The organism is Micromonospora mangrovicola, assembly GCF_047200535.1.
In the GTDB taxonomy this organism is placed as follows: domain Bacteria; phylum Actinomycetota; class Actinomycetes; order Mycobacteriales; family Micromonosporaceae; genus Micromonospora.
Genome location: NZ_JBJZOG010000023.1, coordinates 35,352 through 52,416 on the forward strand (window position 1 = coordinate 35,352; position 17,065 = coordinate 52,416).

A 17,065-nucleotide genomic window follows, 5' to 3' on the forward strand; every position below is an offset into this window, starting at 1 on the left:
CACCATGGCCAAGCGCATCGAAGCCCGGAATGTCACCGCCTACTACGGCGCGTTCAAGGCGATCGAGAACATCAGCCTGACCGTCGAGCCCAAGACGGTCACCGCCCTGATCGGCCCTTCCGGCTGCGGCAAGTCAACCTTCCTCCGGTCCATCAACCGGATGCACGAGGTGCTGCCGGGGGCCCGGGTCGAGGGCACCCTGACGATCGACGAGCAGAACATCTACGACCGGGACGTGGACGTCACCGCGGTCCGCCGCACGATCGGGATGGTCTTCCAGCGCCCCAACCCGTTCCCCACCATGTCGATCTTCGACAACGTGGTGGCCGGCCTCAAGCTGAACGGCGTCCGGAAGAAGTCGATCCTGGAGGAGGCGGCCGAGAAGGCGCTCCGCTCGGCGAACCTCTGGGACGAGGTGAAGGACCGGCTGGGCAAGCCGGGCGCCGGCCTCTCCGGCGGTCAGCAGCAGCGGCTCTGCATCGCCCGGACGATCGCGGTCGAGCCGCAGGTGGTGCTGATGGACGAGCCCTGCTCGGCGCTGGACCCGATCTCCACGCTGGCCATCGAGGACCTGATGTTCCAGCTCAAGGACAAGTTCACCATCATCATCGTCACCCACAACATGCAGCAGGCCGCCCGGGTGTCGGACCGGACCGCCTTCTTCTCCATCGAGAAGACCGGCGACCCGGGCCGCCTGATCGAGTACGACAACACCCAGAAGATCTTCAGCAACCCGAGCCAGAAGAAGACCGAGGACTACATCACCGGCCGCTTCGGCTGAGCCGCTGGTTCCCGGTCCGCGAGGGGCGTCGGTCGACCTGACCGACGCCCCTGCGCGTCTCACCGGACCTTCGCGAAGAACTCCCGCAGATCCGCCACCAGCAGGTCGGGCGCGTCGTGGGCGGCGAAGTGGCCGCCCCGGTCGTACGTACGCCAGGAGACGATGTTCTTGTGGTCCCGCTCGGCGAGCGTCCGGATCGACTGGAAGTCCCAGGCGAAGTTGGCCAGCCCCAACGGCACGGTGGTCGGCTCCAGTGGTTCCGCGCCCCGGCCGTTGACCTTCTGCGTCGGCGGCACCGCCTCGGCGTCCTCGTAGTAGTACCGGGCCGCGGAGGCGGCGGTGTTGGTCAGCCAGTAGATCGTCGTGTTGGTGAGCACGTACTCGGCATCGAGTTGCTCCCCCATCAGCTGGGCCAGCCAACCCAGCAGGCCCACCGGCGAGTCGGCGAGCGCGTGCGCCAGGTTCTGCGGCTCGGTCGAGTGCAACTTGTCGTACGCGCCCCGCCGCTGCACGAACCAGTCGGCGAACGCCACCTTGCCCCGCTCCTCCTCGGTCAGGGCCGCCAGCTCGTCGGTGTCCCCGGACGGCAGCGAGAAGACCTGGCTGACGTGCACGCCGAGCACGTGCTCCGGGTCGGCCCGGCCCACCTCCGGGGCGACGAACGCGCCGAGATCGTTGCCGGCCGCGCCGTACCGGTCGTAGCCGAGGCGGCGCATCAGCTCGGCCCAGGCGCGGGCCACCCGGAACCGGTTCCAGCCGCGCTCCCGGGTCGGTCCGGAGAAGCCGTACCCGGGCACCGACGGGATGACCAGGTGGAAGGCGTCCGCCGGGTCACCGCCGTGGGCGCGCGGATCGGTGAGCGGGCCGATCACGTCCAGCCACTCGACCACGGTGGTCGGCCAGCCGTGGGTGAGGATCAGCGGGGTGGCGTCCGGCTCGGGCGAGCGGACGTGCAGGAAGTGCACGTTCTGCCCGTCGATCTCGGTGGTGAACTGCGGGTACGCGTTGAGCTTCGCCTCCCAGGCCCGCCAGTCGTACGTGGTGCGCCAGCGCTCGGCGAGCCGCCGCACGTAGCCGACCGGGACGCCGTACTCCCAGCCGGGCGGGACCGGGCCGGCCGGAGCTGCGGCCGGGTCGGCGGGCAGTTCCTCGGCCCAGCGGGTCCGGGCCAGCCGGTCGGCGAGGTCGTCCAGCTCGGCCTGCGGGACGTCGATACGGAACGGGACGATCGCGGTGTTGTCTGCCATGCCGTCGACGGTAGAGATCGATTAGGAACAGTTCGTTCCTAAAGGCAGGGCAGAATCCGAGGAATGTTGGAGACCTCGGCGCGGCTGCTGCGCCTGCTGTCGCTGTTGCAGACCCCGCGTGAGTGGACCGGCACCGAACTGGCCGAGCGCCTGGCGGTGAGCACCCGGACCGTGCGCAACGACGTGGAGCGGCTGCGCGCCCTCGGTTATCCGGTGCACGGCACCCGGGGCGCGGTCGGCGGTTACCGGCTCGGCGCGGGCGCCGCCCTGCCGCCGCTGCTCCTCGACGACGAGGAGGCGGTGGCGGTGGCGGTCGGGCTGCGGAACGCCACCGGCGGCAGCATCGCCGGCATCGAGGAGACCTCCCTGCGCGCCCTGGCCAAGCTGGAGCAGGTGCTCCCGCACCGGCTGCGCCGCCGGGTCACCGCGCTGCACGCCCACACCGTCCGGGTGCCGCACGATGAGCCCGGCCCGACCGTGGACGCGGAGACGCTCAGCGTGCTCAGCGCGGCCTGCCGGGACCGGGAACGGCTGCGCTTCGACTACGTCCGGCACGACGGTACGGCGGACCGCCGGGACGTCGAGCCGTACCGGCTGGTGAGCTGGGGCCGCCGCTGGTACCTGGTGGCGTTCGACCCGCAGCGGGACGACTGGCGGACCTTCCGGGTGGACCGGATCACCCCACGTACCCCGGCCGGCCCCCGCTTCGCACCCCGGGAGCTGCCCGAGGACCTGGTGGACCGGGTCCGGCGCGGGGTCTCCTCGGCCGCCTGGCGGTATCGCGCCCGGGTCCGGGTGCACGCGCCGGCCGAGGTGGTGGCCGAACGGATCAACCCCGCGGTCGGCACCGTCGAGCCGCTCGACGGGCAGAGCTGCCTGCTGCACACCGGCGCCGACCGCCTGGAGACCATCGCGGTCTGGGTGGGCCTGCTCGGCCTCGACTTCACCGTCGAGGACCCGCCCGAGCTGGCCGAGGTGCTGCGCACCCTCGCCACCCGCTACCTGCGCGCCGCCGGCTGAGCCGCCCCCGACCTCGGCACCGACCATGACACTCGTGATGCCGCAGGTCGCGGCATCACGGGGACCGGGCACCGCGTACCGCCGCGAGGCGCGGGACCGGCGGCGACTGCGCCGCGCGCCGGTCAGCGCAGGTGGAAGCGGGCCTCGCCGTCGCCGGTGACCTCCAGGCGTGGGGTGACCGGAGTGGCGGCGTCGCGGGTCGCCGCCTCGGCCGCCACCCCCGCGAGGTCGCCGGCGGCGGCGACCTGGGCCAGGGTGACCATCGTGGGCGGGAGCATGGTCAGCTCGCCGGCCTCCGCCCGGGCCAGGGCGTCCGCCGGGCGGATCCACAGGGTGTGGTCGGCCTCGCCGGAAACGTCCCGGGTCCGCTGCCCCTCCGGCAGCAGGGCCACGAAGAAGTACGTGTCGAAGCGGCGCGGCTCGAACTCGGGGGTGATCCAACGGCTCCAGGGCAGCAGCAGGTCGGAGCGGAGGGTGAGCCGCCGGCCGGCCAGCAGGTCGGCGAAGCCGGTCCGGCGGGCCTCCAGGTCCTGCCGGGCGATCTCCCAGTCGTCCCCGCTCACGTCGCCCACCACGGTCGCCGTGTCCGGGCCGGCCAGCAGCACGCCGGCCTCCTCGAAGACCTCCCGCGCGGCGGCGCAGACCACCGCCTGGGCGGCGTCCGGGGCGAGGCCGAGGCGCTCGCCCCAGGCGGCCGGCTCCGGGCCCGCCCAGTCCAGGTGGGTCTGCGAGTCGGAGCGGTCCACCCCGCCGCCGGGGAAGGCGTACATCCCGCCGAAGGCCATCGCGGCGACCCGGCGGATCAGGTACACCTCGAAGCCCGCGCCGGACGGGCGGAGCAGCAGCACGGTGGCCGCGACCCGGGGCACGGCCGGGACGCCGCCCTCGGCTCGGAACCGGCGGGCGTGCTCCACCAGGGCGGGGGGTGCGGCGAAGCCGTCGTTCGTCATGCCCGAAGCCTAGATCCCGACGGGTGGATCATCCGCCCGGCGGCCGGTCGGTACGGGATACCGTGCCGGACATGACGCGTTGGGGAATCCTGGCCACCGGACACATCGCCGGCCGTTTCGCCGAGGATCTGCGGCTCGTGCCGGGAGCCGAACTGGTCGCGGTCGGCTCGCGGACCCGGGAGAGCGCCGAACTCTTCGCCGCCCGGCACGACGCGCCCCGGGCGTACGCCTCCTGGGCGAAGCTGGCCGCGGACCCGGACGTCGACGTCATCTACGTGGCCACCCCGCACGCCGCGCACCACGAGGCGACCATGACCTGCCTGGCCGGCGACAAGGCGGTGCTGGTGGAGAAGCCGTGCACCCTCGACCTGGCCACCACCACCGAACTGGTCGAGACCGCCCGCGGCCGGGGCCTCTTCCTGATGGAGGCCATGTGGATGCGGACCAACCCGCTGATCCTCCGCGTGCTGGAGCTGGTCCGGGACGGCGCGATCGGCGAGGTGACCCACGTACGCGCGGACTTCGGGGCGGCCGGGCCGTTCCCGCCCGAGCACCGGATGCGGGCCCGGACGCTGGGCGGCGGGGCGCTGCTCGACCTGGGCGTCTACCCGATCAGCCTGGCCCACCTGCTGCTCGGCGTGCCGCAGCACGTACGGGCCTGGGCGCGGCTGAGCCCCGAGGGCGTGGACGAGAACACCGGCCTGGTGTTCGGCTGGGACTCCGGTGCCGTGGCCACGCTGAGCTGCGGGATGACCGGCGCCACCGCGATCACGGCGGCGATCACCGGCACCACCGGCCGGATCGACCTGCCGGAGCCGTTCTACCGGCCGGGCGCGGCGGTGCTGCACCGGCTCGGCGCCGAGCCGGAGACGATCCCGGCGGACCCGACCGGTGGCGGGTACCAGTACGAGGCGATCGAGGTGCAGCGCTGCCTGGCCGCCGGGCTGATCGAGAGCCCGCTGGTGCCACACGCGGCCACCCTGGAGGTGATGGCGCTGCTGGACGACATCCGCGCCCGGATCGGGGTGGAGTACCCGTAAAGAGAAGGAGCCCCGTACCGCACGGGGCTCCTTCTCCTCGACTCCGGCCCACCCGGGGCGCGTCCGCCGCTCAGCTGAACAGCGGGCGCACCAGCAGGTACATCAGGGCGCCGATCGCGCCGGCGGCCGGGAAGGTCAGGATCCAGGCGCCGACGATATTGCCGGCCACGCCCCACCGCACCGCGGAGAACCGCTTGGTGGCGCCCACCCCCATGATCGCCGAGGTGATCGTGTGCGTGGTCGAGATCGGTGCGCCGAGCACCAGCGCGTTGAAGTACAGCACCGAGCTGGCGACCGTCTCCGCCGCGAAGCCCTCCGGCGGCTTGAGGTCGATGATCTTTCGACCCAGGGTCCGGATGATCCGCCAACCACCGGCGTACGTGCCGGCGGCCAGCACGGCGGCCGAGGTCCAGAACGCCCACTCGGGGATGGTCTTCGCGTCGCTCTGGTAACCGCCGACGTAGAGGGCGAGTACCACGATGCCGATGGTCTTGGCGGCATCCTGCATGCCGTGCCCCACCGACATGGCGGCGGCCGAGGCGGTCTGCGCCCAGCGGAAGCCCCGGTTGAGCTTGCCCGGCTGCCCCTTTCGGAAGATCCATTGCACGGCGAGCATCACGATGTAGCCGAGCACGACGCCGACCAGCGGCGAGAGGACCATCGGGATGATCACGCTCTTGCCGAGGCCGCCCCAGAGGACGGTGCCGGAGGCGGCGAGGGTGGCGCCGACCAGGCCGCCGATGAGGGCGTGCGAGGAGGAGGACGGCAGGCCGTAGTACCAGGTGACCAGGTTCCAGGCGATCGCGCCCAGCACGCCGGCGAAGACGATGCTCAGGCTCGACGTCTCGGCCGGCAGGCTGACGAGCCCGCTACCGACGGTCTTCGCGACGTTTTCCCCGAAGTGGGCGCCGATGAAGTTGCCGACCGCCGCCATGACCAGGGCCAGCCGGGGTGTCAGCGCCCGGGTGGAGACGCTGGTGGCGATTGCGTTGGCCGCGTCGTGGAAACCGTTCGTGTAGTCGAACGCCAGCGCGACCGCGATCACCGCCAGCACGGCGATGAGTTCGGGACTCACGGGATCAGGACTCCTTGACCGCGATGGTCTCGACGGTGTTGGCCACGTGCTCGAAGGCGTCGCAGGCGGCCTCCAGCTCGTCGGCCACCTCCTTCATCTTCAGCACGGTCAGCGCGTCGTACTCGCCCGAGAAGAGCCGGACCAGCAGCATCCGGTACGCCTGGTCACCGTCGTTCTCGAGGCGGTTGCACTCGATCCAGTAGTCCTCGAGGTTCTTCATCGACCGCAGCTGCGGCATGGCGTCGGCGGTGAGCTTGGCCTGCTGGTCGAGGACGTTCACCAGCTCGTGCAGCTCGCGCGGCAGCGCCGGGAGCTTGGTCAGCCCGTACAGGTAGAGCAGGTTGCCGACCGCCTCCAGGTGGTCCATCACGTCGTCGAGCAGCGAGCCCAGACGGTAGATGTCCTCCCGGTCGAACGGGGTGATGAAGGTAGAGTTGATCTTCTTGAACAGCTCGTGGGTGATCTGGTCGCTGTCGTGCTCGACCTCGGTCAGCCGCTCGCTGACCGACTGCACGTCGACGCCGGGCAGCGCCAGCTCGTTGAGGAGCTCGGTACCCCGCACCAGGTTCTGCGCGGCCCTGGTGAAGAGCTCGTAGAAGGCGCCCTCGGTGGGGCGGAAGGAAAACTTCACAGCACGGACCTCGTCGTGTCGGTGGAAGGGTGGCCGGCGCCCCGAAGGGCGTGTGCTCTGGGCATGCTAGGTACCCCACCGAACCGGGCATCCGCCGGCCCACCCCTGGTCAGGCCCGATTCACCGCTCGTTCACCCGCCGTTCACCTTGACCCGCTCGTCTTCGCCCCGCAACCGCTGGCGCTCCCGCTCGACGTCGAAATCGGCTGGCGGATACCCCAGATCAAGGGCGTCGAACGTCTCCCCGAGCAGGTGGGCCACTGCCCAGTCCCGGTACCACTTCCGGTCGGCCGGCACCACGAACCACGGCGCGGCGTCCGTGCCGCACCGGGCGAGGGCGTCGGCGTACGCGGCCTGGTAGTCGTCCCAGCGGGCCCGGGAGTCCAGGTCGCTGGGGTTGTACTTCCAGTACTTCGTCGGGTCGGTGAGCCGCTCCATCAGCCGCTCGCCCTGCTCGGCGTACGAGATGTGCAGCATCACCTTCACCAGGGTGACCGAACTCCCGGTCAACTCCCGCTCGAAGTCGTTGATCAGGTCGTACCGGGCCCGCCAGGTGGCCTCGTCGACCAGCGACTCCACCCGGGCGACCAGCACGTCCTCGTAGTGCGAGCGGTTGAAGATGCCCACGTACCCGGGTGGCGGCAGGGCCCGCCGGATCCGCCACAGGAAGTCGTGCCGCAGTTCCTCCTCCGTGGGTGGGCCGAACGAGCGGATGTGCAGCCCGAGCGGGTTCATCGCGCCGGCCACCCGTTTGATCGTGCCGTCCTTGCCGCCGCAGTCCATCGCCTGGAGCACCAGCAGCACCCGGCGCGGCCGGCCGCCGTTGAGGTGGGCGTCGGCCTGGCTGGGTGCGCTGGCCGGCGCCTCCGGTCCGGCGGCCCCCGTCGCCGCGGAGTAGAGCATCTCCTGCTGCCGGCCGAGCTCCGCGCCGAGCAGCTCGACCTGCTTCCGCGCCCACCCCTTGCGCTCCTTGCCGGCACCGGCCGCCGCCGGCAGGCCCGGGGTCGACCGGGGGTCGACCGCCGCCAGGTCCACCGCGTCCGGGGCCACCCGCAGCAGCTTCCGCATCGACCCGCACTCGGGCCGTACCACCTCGTCGAGTCCACTCATCCCCCGATCCTCACCCACCCCGCCAACCCCCGCCTCCCCACGATCCCACGCACACCCGGGCTGCCTGATTCACGGAAATAGTGGCCTTGACGACTCAGGAGGCCACCATTTCCGTGAATCGGTGCGGATCTCGGGTGGGGTGGGTGTCACGTTCGGGGGCGGCGGGACGTCCAGTGGGAGGGGAGAATCCGGGTTCGGGGAGGGAGCGGGGTCGTGAGCGATCTGGTGACGGAGTTCGAGGCGGAGCGCGGGCACCTGCTGACCGTCGCGTACCGGATGCTGGGCAGCCGGAGCGAGGCCGAGGACGCGGTCCAGGAGACCTGGCTGCGGTACGCGGGCGCGCTCGCCGACCCGGCCGCCCGCGCCCAGGTGCAGCAGCTCCGGGCCTGGCTCACCACCACCTGCTCACGGATCTGCCTCGACGTGCTCCGCTCCGCCCGGGTGCGCCGGGAGGCGTACCCCGGCCAGTGGCTGCCGGAACCGGTGGTGAGCGACGTGCCCACGGCGGACGGGTACGCCCCCGACCCCGCCGAGCGGGCGATCCGGGCCGACCAGCTCGGCACCGCGCTGCTGGTGGTGCTGGAGCGGCTGACCCCGGAGCAGCGGGTGGCGTTCGTCCTGCACGACGTCTTCGCGGTGCCGTTCGCCACGATCGCCGATGTGCTCGGCACCACGCCCGCCGCCGCCCGTCAGCTCGCCTCGCGGGGCCGCCGCGCGGTCACCGCGCCGGACGTGCCTCGGCACACCGCCGACCTGGCCGAGCAGCAGCGCGTGCTGGCCGCCTTCGTCGCGGCCGTGGACTCCGGGGAGCTGGACCTGCTGGTACGGGTGCTCGCCCCGGACGTGGTGCTGATCGGCGACAGCGGCGGGCACTTCCCGTCGGCCCGCCGCCCGGTGGTCGGCCCGCACGCGGTCGGCCGCTTCGTTCTCGGCCTCTTCGGTCAGGCCGCCCGGTGGGGCGGCCGGCTCCTGGTCCGGCCCGTGCTGGTCGACGGCGCGCTCGGTTGGCAGGCGGAGACGGTGTACCGGGACGGGCGGCCGCTGCGCATCGTCACCTCGTTCGCCGTGCACGACGGCCGGATCACCGGCATCTTCAATCAGCTCAACCCCGACAAGGTGGCACACCTGACCGGGTTCGGGACGGACGCCGGCTGGCCGCCGCGCGGCTGAGGGCGGCTCACACCACCAGCGCCAGCCACTTCCGGTACGAGGTGGCGAACGGCTCGGTGCCGTCGCCGAGCGCGCCGAAGAGCCAGCCGGCCGCTGCCTCGGCCTCCCTGACCAGGTCGTCGGGGTAGCTCCACCGCGCCCGGTGCTCGGCGAACTCGTCCTCGTCACGCAGCTCGACCAGGCCGGTCTCCCGGCGGCGCACCACGTCCAGGTCGAGGTCGACCAGGTGGACGGTGTCCCCGCCCGCCTCCCATCGGGCCGGGGTGGTGATGTCGCAGTAGACCTCGCTGGTCCGGGGCGGCGGGTTGAACATGCCGGTCCACCAGCCGTGCCGGGGCACCAGCAGGACGAACGGGATCTGCTCGACCGACGGCCGGCCGTGGTAGACCGACTCGGTGCCGGCCGGTATGCCGAGCCACACGCCGAGGTCGTCCTCGGCGAGCCGGCGGGCCGGGTAGTCGCGGTGGGCGCTGCCGTCGTACTTGCGGTAGATCACGCGGACCACGTCGCTCGGCATGACTGGCACCCTAACCGATTCCGGCCACGCGACGCGATCGGCAGGTAACCGGACGCGACTTGCGCGGTGGCGCGCCACACCCCGTGCCACGCGGCCGGTGTCGGCACCGGCGGGTACGGTCGCACGGTGACCCCGCCCCGCACCGCCACCGGTCCCGCAGTCGGAAAGAAGCGTCGGGGCGCCCGACCCGGCGGCGACGAACTGCTGGCCGCCGCGGTCGGCGCGGTCCCCGGCGGCGCGGCCCGGCCGGGCCAGCAGCAGATGACCGAGGCGATCGAGCGGAGCGTCACCTCCGGCGAGCACCTGCTGGTGCAGGCCGGCACGGGCACCGGCAAGTCGCTGGCGTACCTGGCCCCGGCGCTGACCGTGGACGGTCCGGTGGTGGTCTCCACCGCCACCCTGGCGCTGCAGTCCCAGCTGGTCGACCACGACCTGCCCCGGCTGGCCGACGCGGTGGAGCCGCTGCTCGGCCGCCGCCCCACCTTCGCGGTGCTCAAGGGGCGGCACCACTACCTCTGCCTGGCCCGGCTGGACAGCTCCGTCGAGGAGGAGCCGGAGGACACCCTCTTCGACACGCCCCGCCCCGGTGGCGGCACCAAGTGGCTCGGCGAGGCCGGTCGGCTGGGCAAGCAGATGCAGCGGCTCCGTGACTGGGCGGAGGAGACCGCCACCGGCGACCGCGACGAGCTGGACCCGGGCGTCGACGACCAGGTCTGGCGGAGCGTCTCCATGCCGGCCCGGGAGTGCGTGGGCGCGACCCGGTGCCCGTTCGGGCAGGAGTGCTTCGCGGAGGCGTCCCGGGCCCGGGCCCGGGAGGCGGACGTCGTGGTCACCAACCACAGCCTGCTCGCCGTGGACATGCTCGCCGGCCGGCACATCGTGCCGCCGCACAAGCTGCTCATCGTCGACGAGGCGCACGAGCTGGCCGACCGGGTCTCCTCGGCGGCGCAGGCCGAGCTGGTTCCCGAGCTGATCGACCGGTCCACGCGCCGGGCCCGGCCGCTGCTGCGGCCCGAGGTCGCCGAACGGCTCACCGAGGCGGGCGACGCCCTGGCCGTGGGGCTGGCCGAGGCGCCGGCCGGGCGGCTCACCGCCGGCCTGCCGCCCGCGTTGCGCGAGGCCTGCACCCTGCTCGACGGGGCGACCCGGGCCGCGCTGGAGGCGATCGGCGAGGTCAAGGCGGACGACCCGGATCCGGTCCGCAAGCAGCAGGCCAAGGCGGTGCTGGACGAGCTCTCCACCACCGCGCAGCGCCTGCTGGAGGAGGCCGACCACGACGTGGCCTGGGTGGAGAAGCCGGAGAACGGCAGCCGCCGGGCGCTGGTGGTCGCGCCGCTCTCGGTCGCCGGCACCCTCGCCACCCATCTGTACGACGAGCGCACGGTGGTCGCCACCTCGGCCACCCTGGCCCTGGGCGGACGCTTCGACACGGTGGCCCGGGCGCTGGGACTGGAGGCGCCGCCGCCCGCCCCGCCCTCCCCTGCCGCCGCCGCGCTGGCCACCGCGGCCGCCGCCGGCCGCGCCACCGTCCCGGCGCCGGTGGCGAGCACCGAGGCCAGCCGGGCCGCGATCGGCACCGTCCCGGCCACCGAAGGGCCGGGCTGGCGGTCCCTCGACGTCGGCTCGCCCTTCGACTACGCCCGGCAGGGCATCCTGTACGTCGCCGCGCACCTGCCCCGGCCCAGCGTCTCGGGGCTGCCCGAGGCGGCCGGCGAGGAGCTGCTCGCGCTGGTCGGGGCGCTCGGTGGGCGTACCCTCGGGCTCTTCTCCTCCCGGCGGGCCGCACAGCAGGCCGCGGAGCTGCTCCGCGCACGGACCGACCTGCCGGTGCTGCTTCAGGGCGAGGAGGCGCTGCCGTTGCTGGTCCGCCGGTTCCGGGAGGAGCGGGAGAGCTGCCTGTTCGGGGTGATGTCGCTCTGGCAGGGGGTGGATGTGCCGGGTGACTCCTGCCAGCTCGTGGTGATCGACCGGCTGCCCTTCCCCCGGCCGGACGAGCCGCTCGCGGCGGCGCGGGCGGCGGCGGTGGACGCGGGCGGCGGCTCGGGCTTCGCCGCGGTCAGCGTGCCGATCGCGGCCGTCCGGCTGGCCCAGGGCGTCGGCCGGTTGATCCGCGCCACCGGTGACCGGGGCGTCGTGGCGGTGCTGGACTCCCGGTTGGAGACCGCGCGCGGCTACGGCCCGTTCCTGCGGCGCTCGCTGCCGCCGTTCTGGTACACCACCCGCCCCGACGTGGCCCGCGGCGCCCTGGAACGGCTCGGCAAGGGCTGACCCGCCGCGCCTCCCCCGGCCGGGCGGCGCGGGATGCCGCAGGTCGGGGTCTTCGCCCGACCGGAAGGCCCGGAGTGGCGCATGTCGCGCAGTCTCCGGCCGCCGGTGGCGGCGGCCGGAGCCCGCATCGACCAGCGGTGTCAGGGAGCCTGGGCGGCGACCACCACAGCGTCCGGCGGGGTGTCCGGCACGGTACGCGCGGCGAGCCGGCGGATCGCGGTGTTGAGCACCGCGATCAGCGGCACCGCGACCAGCGCGCCGGCGATCCCGGCGAGCACCACCCCGGCGGCGATCCCGATGATCACGGCGAGCGGGTGGATGGCCACCGCCCGGCCCATGATCAGCGGCTGGAGCACGTGGCCCTCGAACTGCTGCACACCGATCACCACGCTGAGGATGATCAGCGCGGTCACCGGGCCGCTGTCGACCAGCGCCACCAGCACGGCCACGCCACCGGAGAGGGCGGCCCCGACGATCGGGATGAACGCCCCCAGAAAGACCAGCGCGGCGAGCGGGAAGGCGAACGGGATGTGGAAGACGACGAGGAAGATTCCGATGCCGACCGCGTCGATGAAGGCGACCAGCACGGTGGCCCGGACGTACGCGCCGAGCGTCCCCCAGGAGGCCCGTCCGGCGTCGTCGATCTTCCAGCGGACGTTCACCGGCAGCAGCCGGACCAGGAAGCGCCAGATCCGGCTGCCGTCCCGGAGGAAGAAGAAGGTCGCGAAGAGCACCAGGACGGTGCCGGTGAGCACCTCGGCCAGGGTGGCCGCGGTGGAGAGTGCCCCACTGGTGAACTTCTCCGTGTTGCCGTCGAGCCAGCTCTGCACCTCGTCGATGTAGCTGTTGAGCTGGCTGTCGGAGAGGTGCAACGGGCCGGTCTTCAGCCAGTCCTGGATCTGCCGGACACCCTGCGACGACTTGTCGCTCAACTCCGGCACGCCCTGGATGAACTCGTTCACCACCAGGGTCAACGTCCCGATCACCGCAGCCAGGCCACCGACCAGCACCACCCCGGTCGCCAGGGACCGGGGGAAGCGGGCCCTGAGCAACCAGCCGACCGCCGGAGCGAGCAGCGCGGCGAGCAGCAGCGCGACCGCCAGCGGGATGATCACGATGCGGATGGTGCCGACGATCCTGAGCAGCGACCAGGTCACGATGCCGATGACGATCAGCCGCCAGGACCAGGCTGCGGCGATCCGCAGCGCGTGCGGGATCTCGGCGTCGTCGCGGCTGGTGGTCGTCGCGTGCAGGACAGCCGGCGGCTCCGCGCCGACCACCGTCGACGCGGCGGGCGCCACCGGCCCGGGCGCGGCCGGCGAGGCGACGCCCGACTCCCCCGGCGCGTTCTCCGGCACGTTCTCCGGCGCGTTCCGCGGCTCGACCCGGGCGGCCCGCGCCGACTTTCGGCCGGACTCGTACGCGCGGCGGAGCCGTCCGCGCAGCGCCTCGAAGCGGCTCACGCGCACCTCCCGCAAACTTGGCCCGCCTACGTCACAGGGGGGACAGGATACGACCGTCCGCCCCACCCTAGGGCGGCTGCGCCACACATTGCCCCTCTCCCGTTGCGCTCAACCACCGGAGAATCGACCGAGGCGCACACGGTAGCGTCTTCGCGTGACCGCCGACCCGAACCTCGACACCGGCATGCCGATCCGCCTCCTGCACGACCGCGTGCTGGTACGCACGGAGAACGGCGAGGGTGAACGCCGATCCACCGCCGGCATCGTGATCCCGGCGACCGCGGCGGTGGGCAAGCGGCTGGCCTGGGCCACCGCCGTGGGGGTGGGCCCGCACGTACGCTCCATCGTCGCCGGCGACCGGGTGCTCTTCGACCCCGACGACCGTTCCGAGGTCGAGCTGCACGGCCGGGCGTACGTGCTGCTGCGCGAGCGCGACGTGCACGCCGTCGCCGCCGAACGCGTGGAGAAGGAGTCGACCGGCTCGACCGGGCTCTATCTGTAGCGTCCCCGCCCGCCCCCGGCACCCGTTTGCGCCGCTGCCCGGCGGGAAGCCCAGGCACCTCAGTGCCCTGGGGAGGGACCATGCCGGTACTGCTGAAAAAGATATTGACCTGGGGATTCTTCGCGTTCCTGATCTACTTCATGGCGTTCCGGCCGGACGGTGCGGCGGAGCTGTTCAAGGCGATCGGGGCCGCCCTCATGGCCATCTTCCAGGGCTTCGGCGACTTCATGACGGGCCTGATGACCTGATCGCCGCGGGATGCCCGGGGACCGGCGCCGGACCGGCCGGGGTCCGTCAGGCGCCGGGGGGCCACCGCGCCGCGGGGCGCGGGCCGTACCACCCGGGCGGGCCGTAGCCGAACGGCTGGGCCGGGGGCGGCGGCGGGGCGAGCACCACCGGGATCGGCACCACCGGCTCGTCGGGTGCCTCGACCGGCCGCTGCGACCCGTCCGGGAACCGCAGGTGGTAGCGCTGACCGTCCCAGACGCCGACCGGCGCCTGCGGGTCCCGCCCGACGAAGAACGACCGGTACGCGGCGATCGCGTCCAGCAGCTCCCGTTCCTCCCGCACCGTCCGGTCCCGCTCGGCCGGCTTCCGGTCCAGGCCCCGGCGCATCCCGTCGCGCAACAGCGCCAGCCGGGTGGCCGCGAACTGGTAGCCGCGCATCGCCTTCACCCCGCCGTCGCCGGCCACCCGGCGGGCCCAGGTACGCGCGGCGTGCCGCCGGCCCAGGCTGCCCAGCGCGGCCACCTCGGGCGGGGTGAGCCAGCCGGCCCGGACGTAGTCCGGCAGGGTGCGCTCGGTGAGCCGTCCCTCCCAGGCGCGCAGCCAGACCGCCAGCCCGACCATGCCGAAGAAGATCGGCACCATCACGCCGATGTAGCCGTACAAGGCGATCAGCGGCTGCCCGGTGGCGACGGCCAACGACGGGAGCAGGTTCCAGGTGCCGTGCAGCATCATCGCGAGCAGCAGGCCGGCGATCGGGGCGAGGAGGCGTACCCGCCGGTCGGCGGTGCGCGCGGCGACGCCCAGGCCGACCCCGGTCATCGAGGTGAACAGCGGGTGGGCGAAGCCGAAGAGCAGGATCCGGACGATGAAGATGGCGATCACCTGCTGGGCGCCGGTGGCCGGGCCGTACTCCTCGACGCCGGTGCGGTAGCCGTAGCCACCGAGGTAGAGGATGTTCTCCACCATGGCGAAGCCGATCGCGGAGAGCCCGCAGTAGACCAGCGCGTCCGTGATCCCGGAGAACTCCCGGCGCCGGAAGATCAGCAGCAGGATCGGGCCGGCCGCCTTGGTCAGCTCCTCGATGAACGGGGCGACCAGCACCGCGGTCAGCGCCGTGGGCAGCCCCCACTGCTTGAACAGCCACGCGGAGCCCTCGTTCACCAGCAGCGCGACGGAGGTGGCGACGAACGCTCCCCAGGCGAAGCAGAAGATCAGGTACTTCAACGGCTCCGGCTCGTACCGGTCCAGCCAAAGGAAGCAGGAGACCAGCACCGGCACCGGCAGGATCGCCGCGATCACGCCGACCAGCAGGGCCTCGGCGCCCAGGCTCTCGCCGAGGGTGAAGACCATGAACACCGCTCCCGCGGCGATCAGCAGCACCACCGCGGCGAGCGCCAGGACCCGTCGCCAGCCGAGCCGGCGCAGCGGCATCCGGGGCGTCGACGACCCCGGCGGCGGTAGGGCGGGCGCGGTCGGCGGCGGCAGGGTTCCGCCGGGCGGGGTGTCGGCCATGCGGTCAGCGTAGCCATCCCCGGCTCGCTGGTCCGGCCGCAATCCGCCCGCTATGCTCCGAGGCAGGTCACGAGCGCCAGCGTCAAGCCCCGGCTTGCTGGCCGGCAACCCTCGTCGAGTTCGCGGTGGGGTGCCCCGGGTGATGACCGGGCCCAGCCCGAACCGCGTGCTGGGCAAGCGCGGACCCCGTCCCGGTGCCCATACCCCGGGGTCCCCTGGACCCGGGAGGCTCCGGCATGACCGTCACCCTCGTACCCTCGCTGTCCACGCCGCCAGCACCGACCCGGCCGGACCCGCTCGGCGTGCTCGGCGTGCCGGGGGAGATCAACCTGGACCATGCGGCCAGCGCGCCGTGCGCGCGGGCGGCCGCCGACGCGGTGGCCGAACTGCTGCCCTGGTACGCGAGCGTGCACCGCGGCGCCGGGGCGCTCTCCCGGCGCTGCACCCTGGCCTACGAGCGGGCCCGGCAGACGGTCGGCGACTTCGTCGGCGCCCGGGCCGACGACCACGTGATCTTCACCCGGAACACCACCGACGCGATCAACCTGCTGGCCCGGGCGCTGCCCGGCGGCACCACCGTGGTCACCTTCGGCGGCGAGCACCACGCCAACCTGCTGCCGTGGCCGTGCGGCTCGGTCCGGCTGCCGGTGCCGGCCAGCCCGGCCGGGGCGGTCCGCGCGCTCGACGCCGCGCTCGGCGAGCTTGCCCGGGACGCCCGGCCCGGGCCGCCGGTGCTGGTCGCGGTAACCGGGGCGAGCAACGTGACCGGGGAACGCTGGCCGGTGGCCGAGCTGGCCCGGGTCGCCCGGCGGTACGGTGCCCGGGCCCTGCTGGACGCCGCCCAGCTCGCCCCGCACGCCCCGGTCGACCTGGCCGCGCTGGACGTGGACTACCTCGCGCTCTCCGGCCACAAGCTGTACGCCCCGTTCGGCGCGGGGGTCCTCGTCGGGCGCGGCGACTGGCTGGACGCCGCCCCGCCGTACCTGGCCGGCGGCGGGGCGACCAGCCACGTCGGCGCGGGCACCCACGAGGTGCGCTGGGCGACCGGCCCGGCCCGGCACGAGGCCGGCACCCCGAACCTGCTCGGCGCGGTGGCCCTGGCGGCGGTCTGCGCCGCGCTCGCCGCCACGGACCGAAACGCCCTGCACGACCGGGAGCAGGCGCTGCTGGCCCGGCTGCGGGACGGGCTCGCGGCCCTGCCGCACGTGGTGGAGCTGCGCACCTTCGGCCCGGACGCCCCCCGGGTGGGCATCGCCTCCTTCGTGGTCGCCGGACGGGACTCCGCCGATGTCGCCGCCCACCTGGCCCGGGTGCACCGGATCGGGGTACGGGACGGGCTGTTCTGCGCCCACCCGCTGGCCCGGCGGCTGCTGACCGAGGCGGCGGCCCGGAGCGGTCGGGACGACCTGCCGCCCACCGCGCTGCGGGCCAGCCTCGGCCTCGGCACCACCGAAGCCGACGTCGACTCCCTCCTCACCGCCCTGGCCACCCTCCCCTGACGGGTGACCCCACCGGGTCCGGGCTGATTCACGGAAAGAGCGGTCATCCGAGG

The 17,065-nt window shown here is 73.5% G+C and carries 16 protein-coding genes and 1 riboswitch; of the genes, 8 read left to right on the forward strand and 8 right to left on the reverse strand.

Annotated elements, in window-relative coordinates; translation table 11 throughout:
* Positions 1-4 precede the first annotated feature (4 nt).
* A complete protein-coding gene (pstB, locus tag ACL02O_RS12225; protein WP_412818176.1) occupies positions 5-781 on the forward strand; it encodes a phosphate ABC transporter ATP-binding protein PstB in 777 nt (258 codons plus the stop codon).
* A 59-nt stretch (positions 782-840) separates the two neighbouring features.
* On the opposite strand, the gene ACL02O_RS12230 is transcribed toward pstB, so the two are convergent.
* On the reverse strand, positions 841-2,028 hold the full coding sequence (locus tag ACL02O_RS12230) for an epoxide hydrolase family protein (protein WP_412818139.1): 1,188 nt from the start codon (positions 2,026-2,028) through the stop codon (positions 841-843).
* A gap of 63 nt (positions 2,029-2,091) precedes the next feature.
* Here ACL02O_RS12230 and ACL02O_RS12235 point away from each other — a divergent pair, with 63 nt between their 5' ends.
* A complete protein-coding gene (locus ACL02O_RS12235) occupies positions 2,092-3,048 on the forward strand; it encodes a helix-turn-helix transcriptional regulator (RefSeq protein ID WP_412818140.1) in 957 nt (318 codons plus the stop codon).
* 122 nt (positions 3,049-3,170) lie between these two features.
* Here the strand turns inward: ACL02O_RS12235 and ACL02O_RS12240 are convergent, their stop codons facing one another.
* The gene (locus tag ACL02O_RS12240; RefSeq protein WP_412818141.1) at positions 3,171-3,998 is read right to left on the reverse strand and encodes an NUDIX hydrolase; all 828 of its coding nucleotides are present in this window, start codon (positions 3,996-3,998) and stop codon (positions 3,171-3,173) included.
* Positions 3,999-4,069: 71 nt separating this feature from the next.
* On the opposite strand from ACL02O_RS12240, the gene ACL02O_RS12245 reads away from it, so the two are divergent.
* Positions 4,070-5,038: a Gfo/Idh/MocA family protein gene (locus ACL02O_RS12245; RefSeq protein WP_412818142.1), complete on the forward strand. Its 969-nt coding sequence runs from the start codon at positions 4,070-4,072 to the stop codon at positions 5,036-5,038.
* A gap of 70 nt (positions 5,039-5,108) precedes the next feature.
* Here ACL02O_RS12245 and ACL02O_RS12250 read toward each other — a convergent pair whose 3' ends face one another.
* From ACL02O_RS12250 to ACL02O_RS12260, 3 genes are all read right to left on the reverse strand, one after another.
* Complete coding sequence (locus tag ACL02O_RS12250) at positions 5,109-6,113, reverse strand: inorganic phosphate transporter (RefSeq protein WP_412818143.1); 1,005 nt, start codon at positions 6,111-6,113, stop codon at positions 5,109-5,111.
* A 4-nt stretch (positions 6,114-6,117) separates the two neighbouring features.
* On the reverse strand, positions 6,118-6,744 hold the full coding sequence (locus ACL02O_RS12255; RefSeq protein ID WP_073837884.1) for a DUF47 domain-containing protein: 627 nt from the start codon (positions 6,742-6,744) through the stop codon (positions 6,118-6,120).
* A gap of 131 nt (positions 6,745-6,875) precedes the next feature.
* Entirely contained in the window at positions 6,876-7,853 is a 978-nt protein-coding gene (locus ACL02O_RS12260; protein WP_412818144.1) for a PPK2 family polyphosphate kinase, read from the reverse strand.
* A 213-nt stretch (positions 7,854-8,066) separates the two neighbouring features.
* Between ACL02O_RS12260 and sigJ the strand changes: the two genes are divergently transcribed.
* Complete coding sequence (gene sigJ, locus ACL02O_RS12265; RefSeq protein ID WP_412818145.1) at positions 8,067-9,023, forward strand: RNA polymerase sigma factor SigJ; 957 nt, start codon at positions 8,067-8,069, stop codon at positions 9,021-9,023.
* Between the two features lie 7 nt (positions 9,024-9,030).
* On the opposite strand, the gene ACL02O_RS12270 is transcribed toward sigJ, so the two are convergent.
* Positions 9,031-9,540 carry a DUF402 domain-containing protein gene (locus ACL02O_RS12270; protein ID WP_412818146.1) on the reverse strand — a complete coding sequence of 170 codons (510 nt, stop codon included), beginning with the start codon at positions 9,538-9,540 and terminating at the stop codon, positions 9,031-9,033.
* 126 nt (positions 9,541-9,666) lie between these two features.
* On the opposite strand from ACL02O_RS12270, the gene ACL02O_RS12275 reads away from it, so the two are divergent.
* Positions 9,667-11,808 carry an ATP-dependent DNA helicase gene (locus tag ACL02O_RS12275; RefSeq protein ID WP_412818147.1) on the forward strand — a complete coding sequence of 714 codons (2,142 nt, stop codon included), beginning with the start codon at positions 9,667-9,669 and terminating at the stop codon, positions 11,806-11,808.
* 140 nt (positions 11,809-11,948) lie between these two features.
* Here ACL02O_RS12275 and ACL02O_RS12280 read toward each other — a convergent pair whose 3' ends face one another.
* Entirely contained in the window at positions 11,949-13,271 is a 1,323-nt protein-coding gene (locus ACL02O_RS12280; RefSeq protein WP_412818148.1) for an AI-2E family transporter, read from the reverse strand.
* Positions 13,272-13,425: 154 nt separating this feature from the next.
* Here ACL02O_RS12280 and ACL02O_RS12285 point away from each other — a divergent pair, with 154 nt between their 5' ends.
* On the forward strand, positions 13,426-13,773 hold the full coding sequence (locus tag ACL02O_RS12285) for a GroES family chaperonin (protein ID WP_412818149.1): 348 nt from the start codon (positions 13,426-13,428) through the stop codon (positions 13,771-13,773).
* An 80-nt stretch (positions 13,774-13,853) separates the two neighbouring features.
* Complete coding sequence (locus tag ACL02O_RS12290; protein ID WP_412818150.1) at positions 13,854-14,021, forward strand: hypothetical protein; 168 nt, start codon at positions 13,854-13,856, stop codon at positions 14,019-14,021.
* 46 nt (positions 14,022-14,067) lie between these two features.
* On the opposite strand, the gene ACL02O_RS12295 is transcribed toward ACL02O_RS12290, so the two are convergent.
* Complete coding sequence (locus tag ACL02O_RS12295; protein ID WP_412818151.1) at positions 14,068-15,513, reverse strand: PrsW family intramembrane metalloprotease; 1,446 nt, start codon at positions 15,511-15,513, stop codon at positions 14,068-14,070.
* A 65-nt stretch (positions 15,514-15,578) separates the two neighbouring features.
* Positions 15,579-15,699: riboswitch (SAM riboswitch) on the forward strand.
* A gap of 50 nt (positions 15,700-15,749) precedes the next feature.
* On the opposite strand from ACL02O_RS12295, the gene ACL02O_RS12300 reads away from it, so the two are divergent.
* Positions 15,750-17,012, forward strand: coding sequence for an aminotransferase class V-fold PLP-dependent enzyme (locus ACL02O_RS12300; protein ID WP_412818152.1), 1,263 nt, complete (start codon positions 15,750-15,752; stop codon positions 17,010-17,012).
* The last annotated feature ends 53 nt before the right edge of the window (positions 17,013-17,065 follow it).

Coding starts and splice junctions, on each gene's coding strand:
- ACL02O_RS12300 (WP_412818152.1), top strand. CDS start 15,750: ATGACCGTCACCCTCGTACCCTCGCTGTCCACGCCGCCAGCACCGACC.
- ACL02O_RS12230 (WP_412818139.1), bottom strand. CDS start 2,028: ATGGCAGACAACACCGCGATCGTCCCGTTCCGTATCGACGTCCCGCAG.
- ACL02O_RS12245 (WP_412818142.1), top strand. CDS start 4,070: ATGACGCGTTGGGGAATCCTGGCCACCGGACACATCGCCGGCCGTTTC.
- ACL02O_RS12235 (WP_412818140.1), top strand. CDS start 2,092: ATGTTGGAGACCTCGGCGCGGCTGCTGCGCCTGCTGTCGCTGTTGCAG.
- ACL02O_RS12270 (WP_412818146.1), bottom strand. CDS start 9,540: ATGCCGAGCGACGTGGTCCGCGTGATCTACCGCAAGTACGACGGCAGC.
- pstB (WP_412818176.1), top strand. CDS start 5: ATGGCCAAGCGCATCGAAGCCCGGAATGTCACCGCCTACTACGGCGCG.
- ACL02O_RS12295 (WP_412818151.1), bottom strand. CDS start 15,513: ATGGCCGACACCCCGCCCGGCGGAACCCTGCCGCCGCCGACCGCGCCC.
- ACL02O_RS12290 (WP_412818150.1), top strand. CDS start 13,854: ATGCCGGTACTGCTGAAAAAGATATTGACCTGGGGATTCTTCGCGTTC.
- ACL02O_RS12260 (WP_412818144.1), bottom strand. CDS start 7,853: ATGAGTGGACTCGACGAGGTGGTACGGCCCGAGTGCGGGTCGATGCGG.
- ACL02O_RS12240 (WP_412818141.1), bottom strand. CDS start 3,998: ATGACGAACGACGGCTTCGCCGCACCCCCCGCCCTGGTGGAGCACGCC.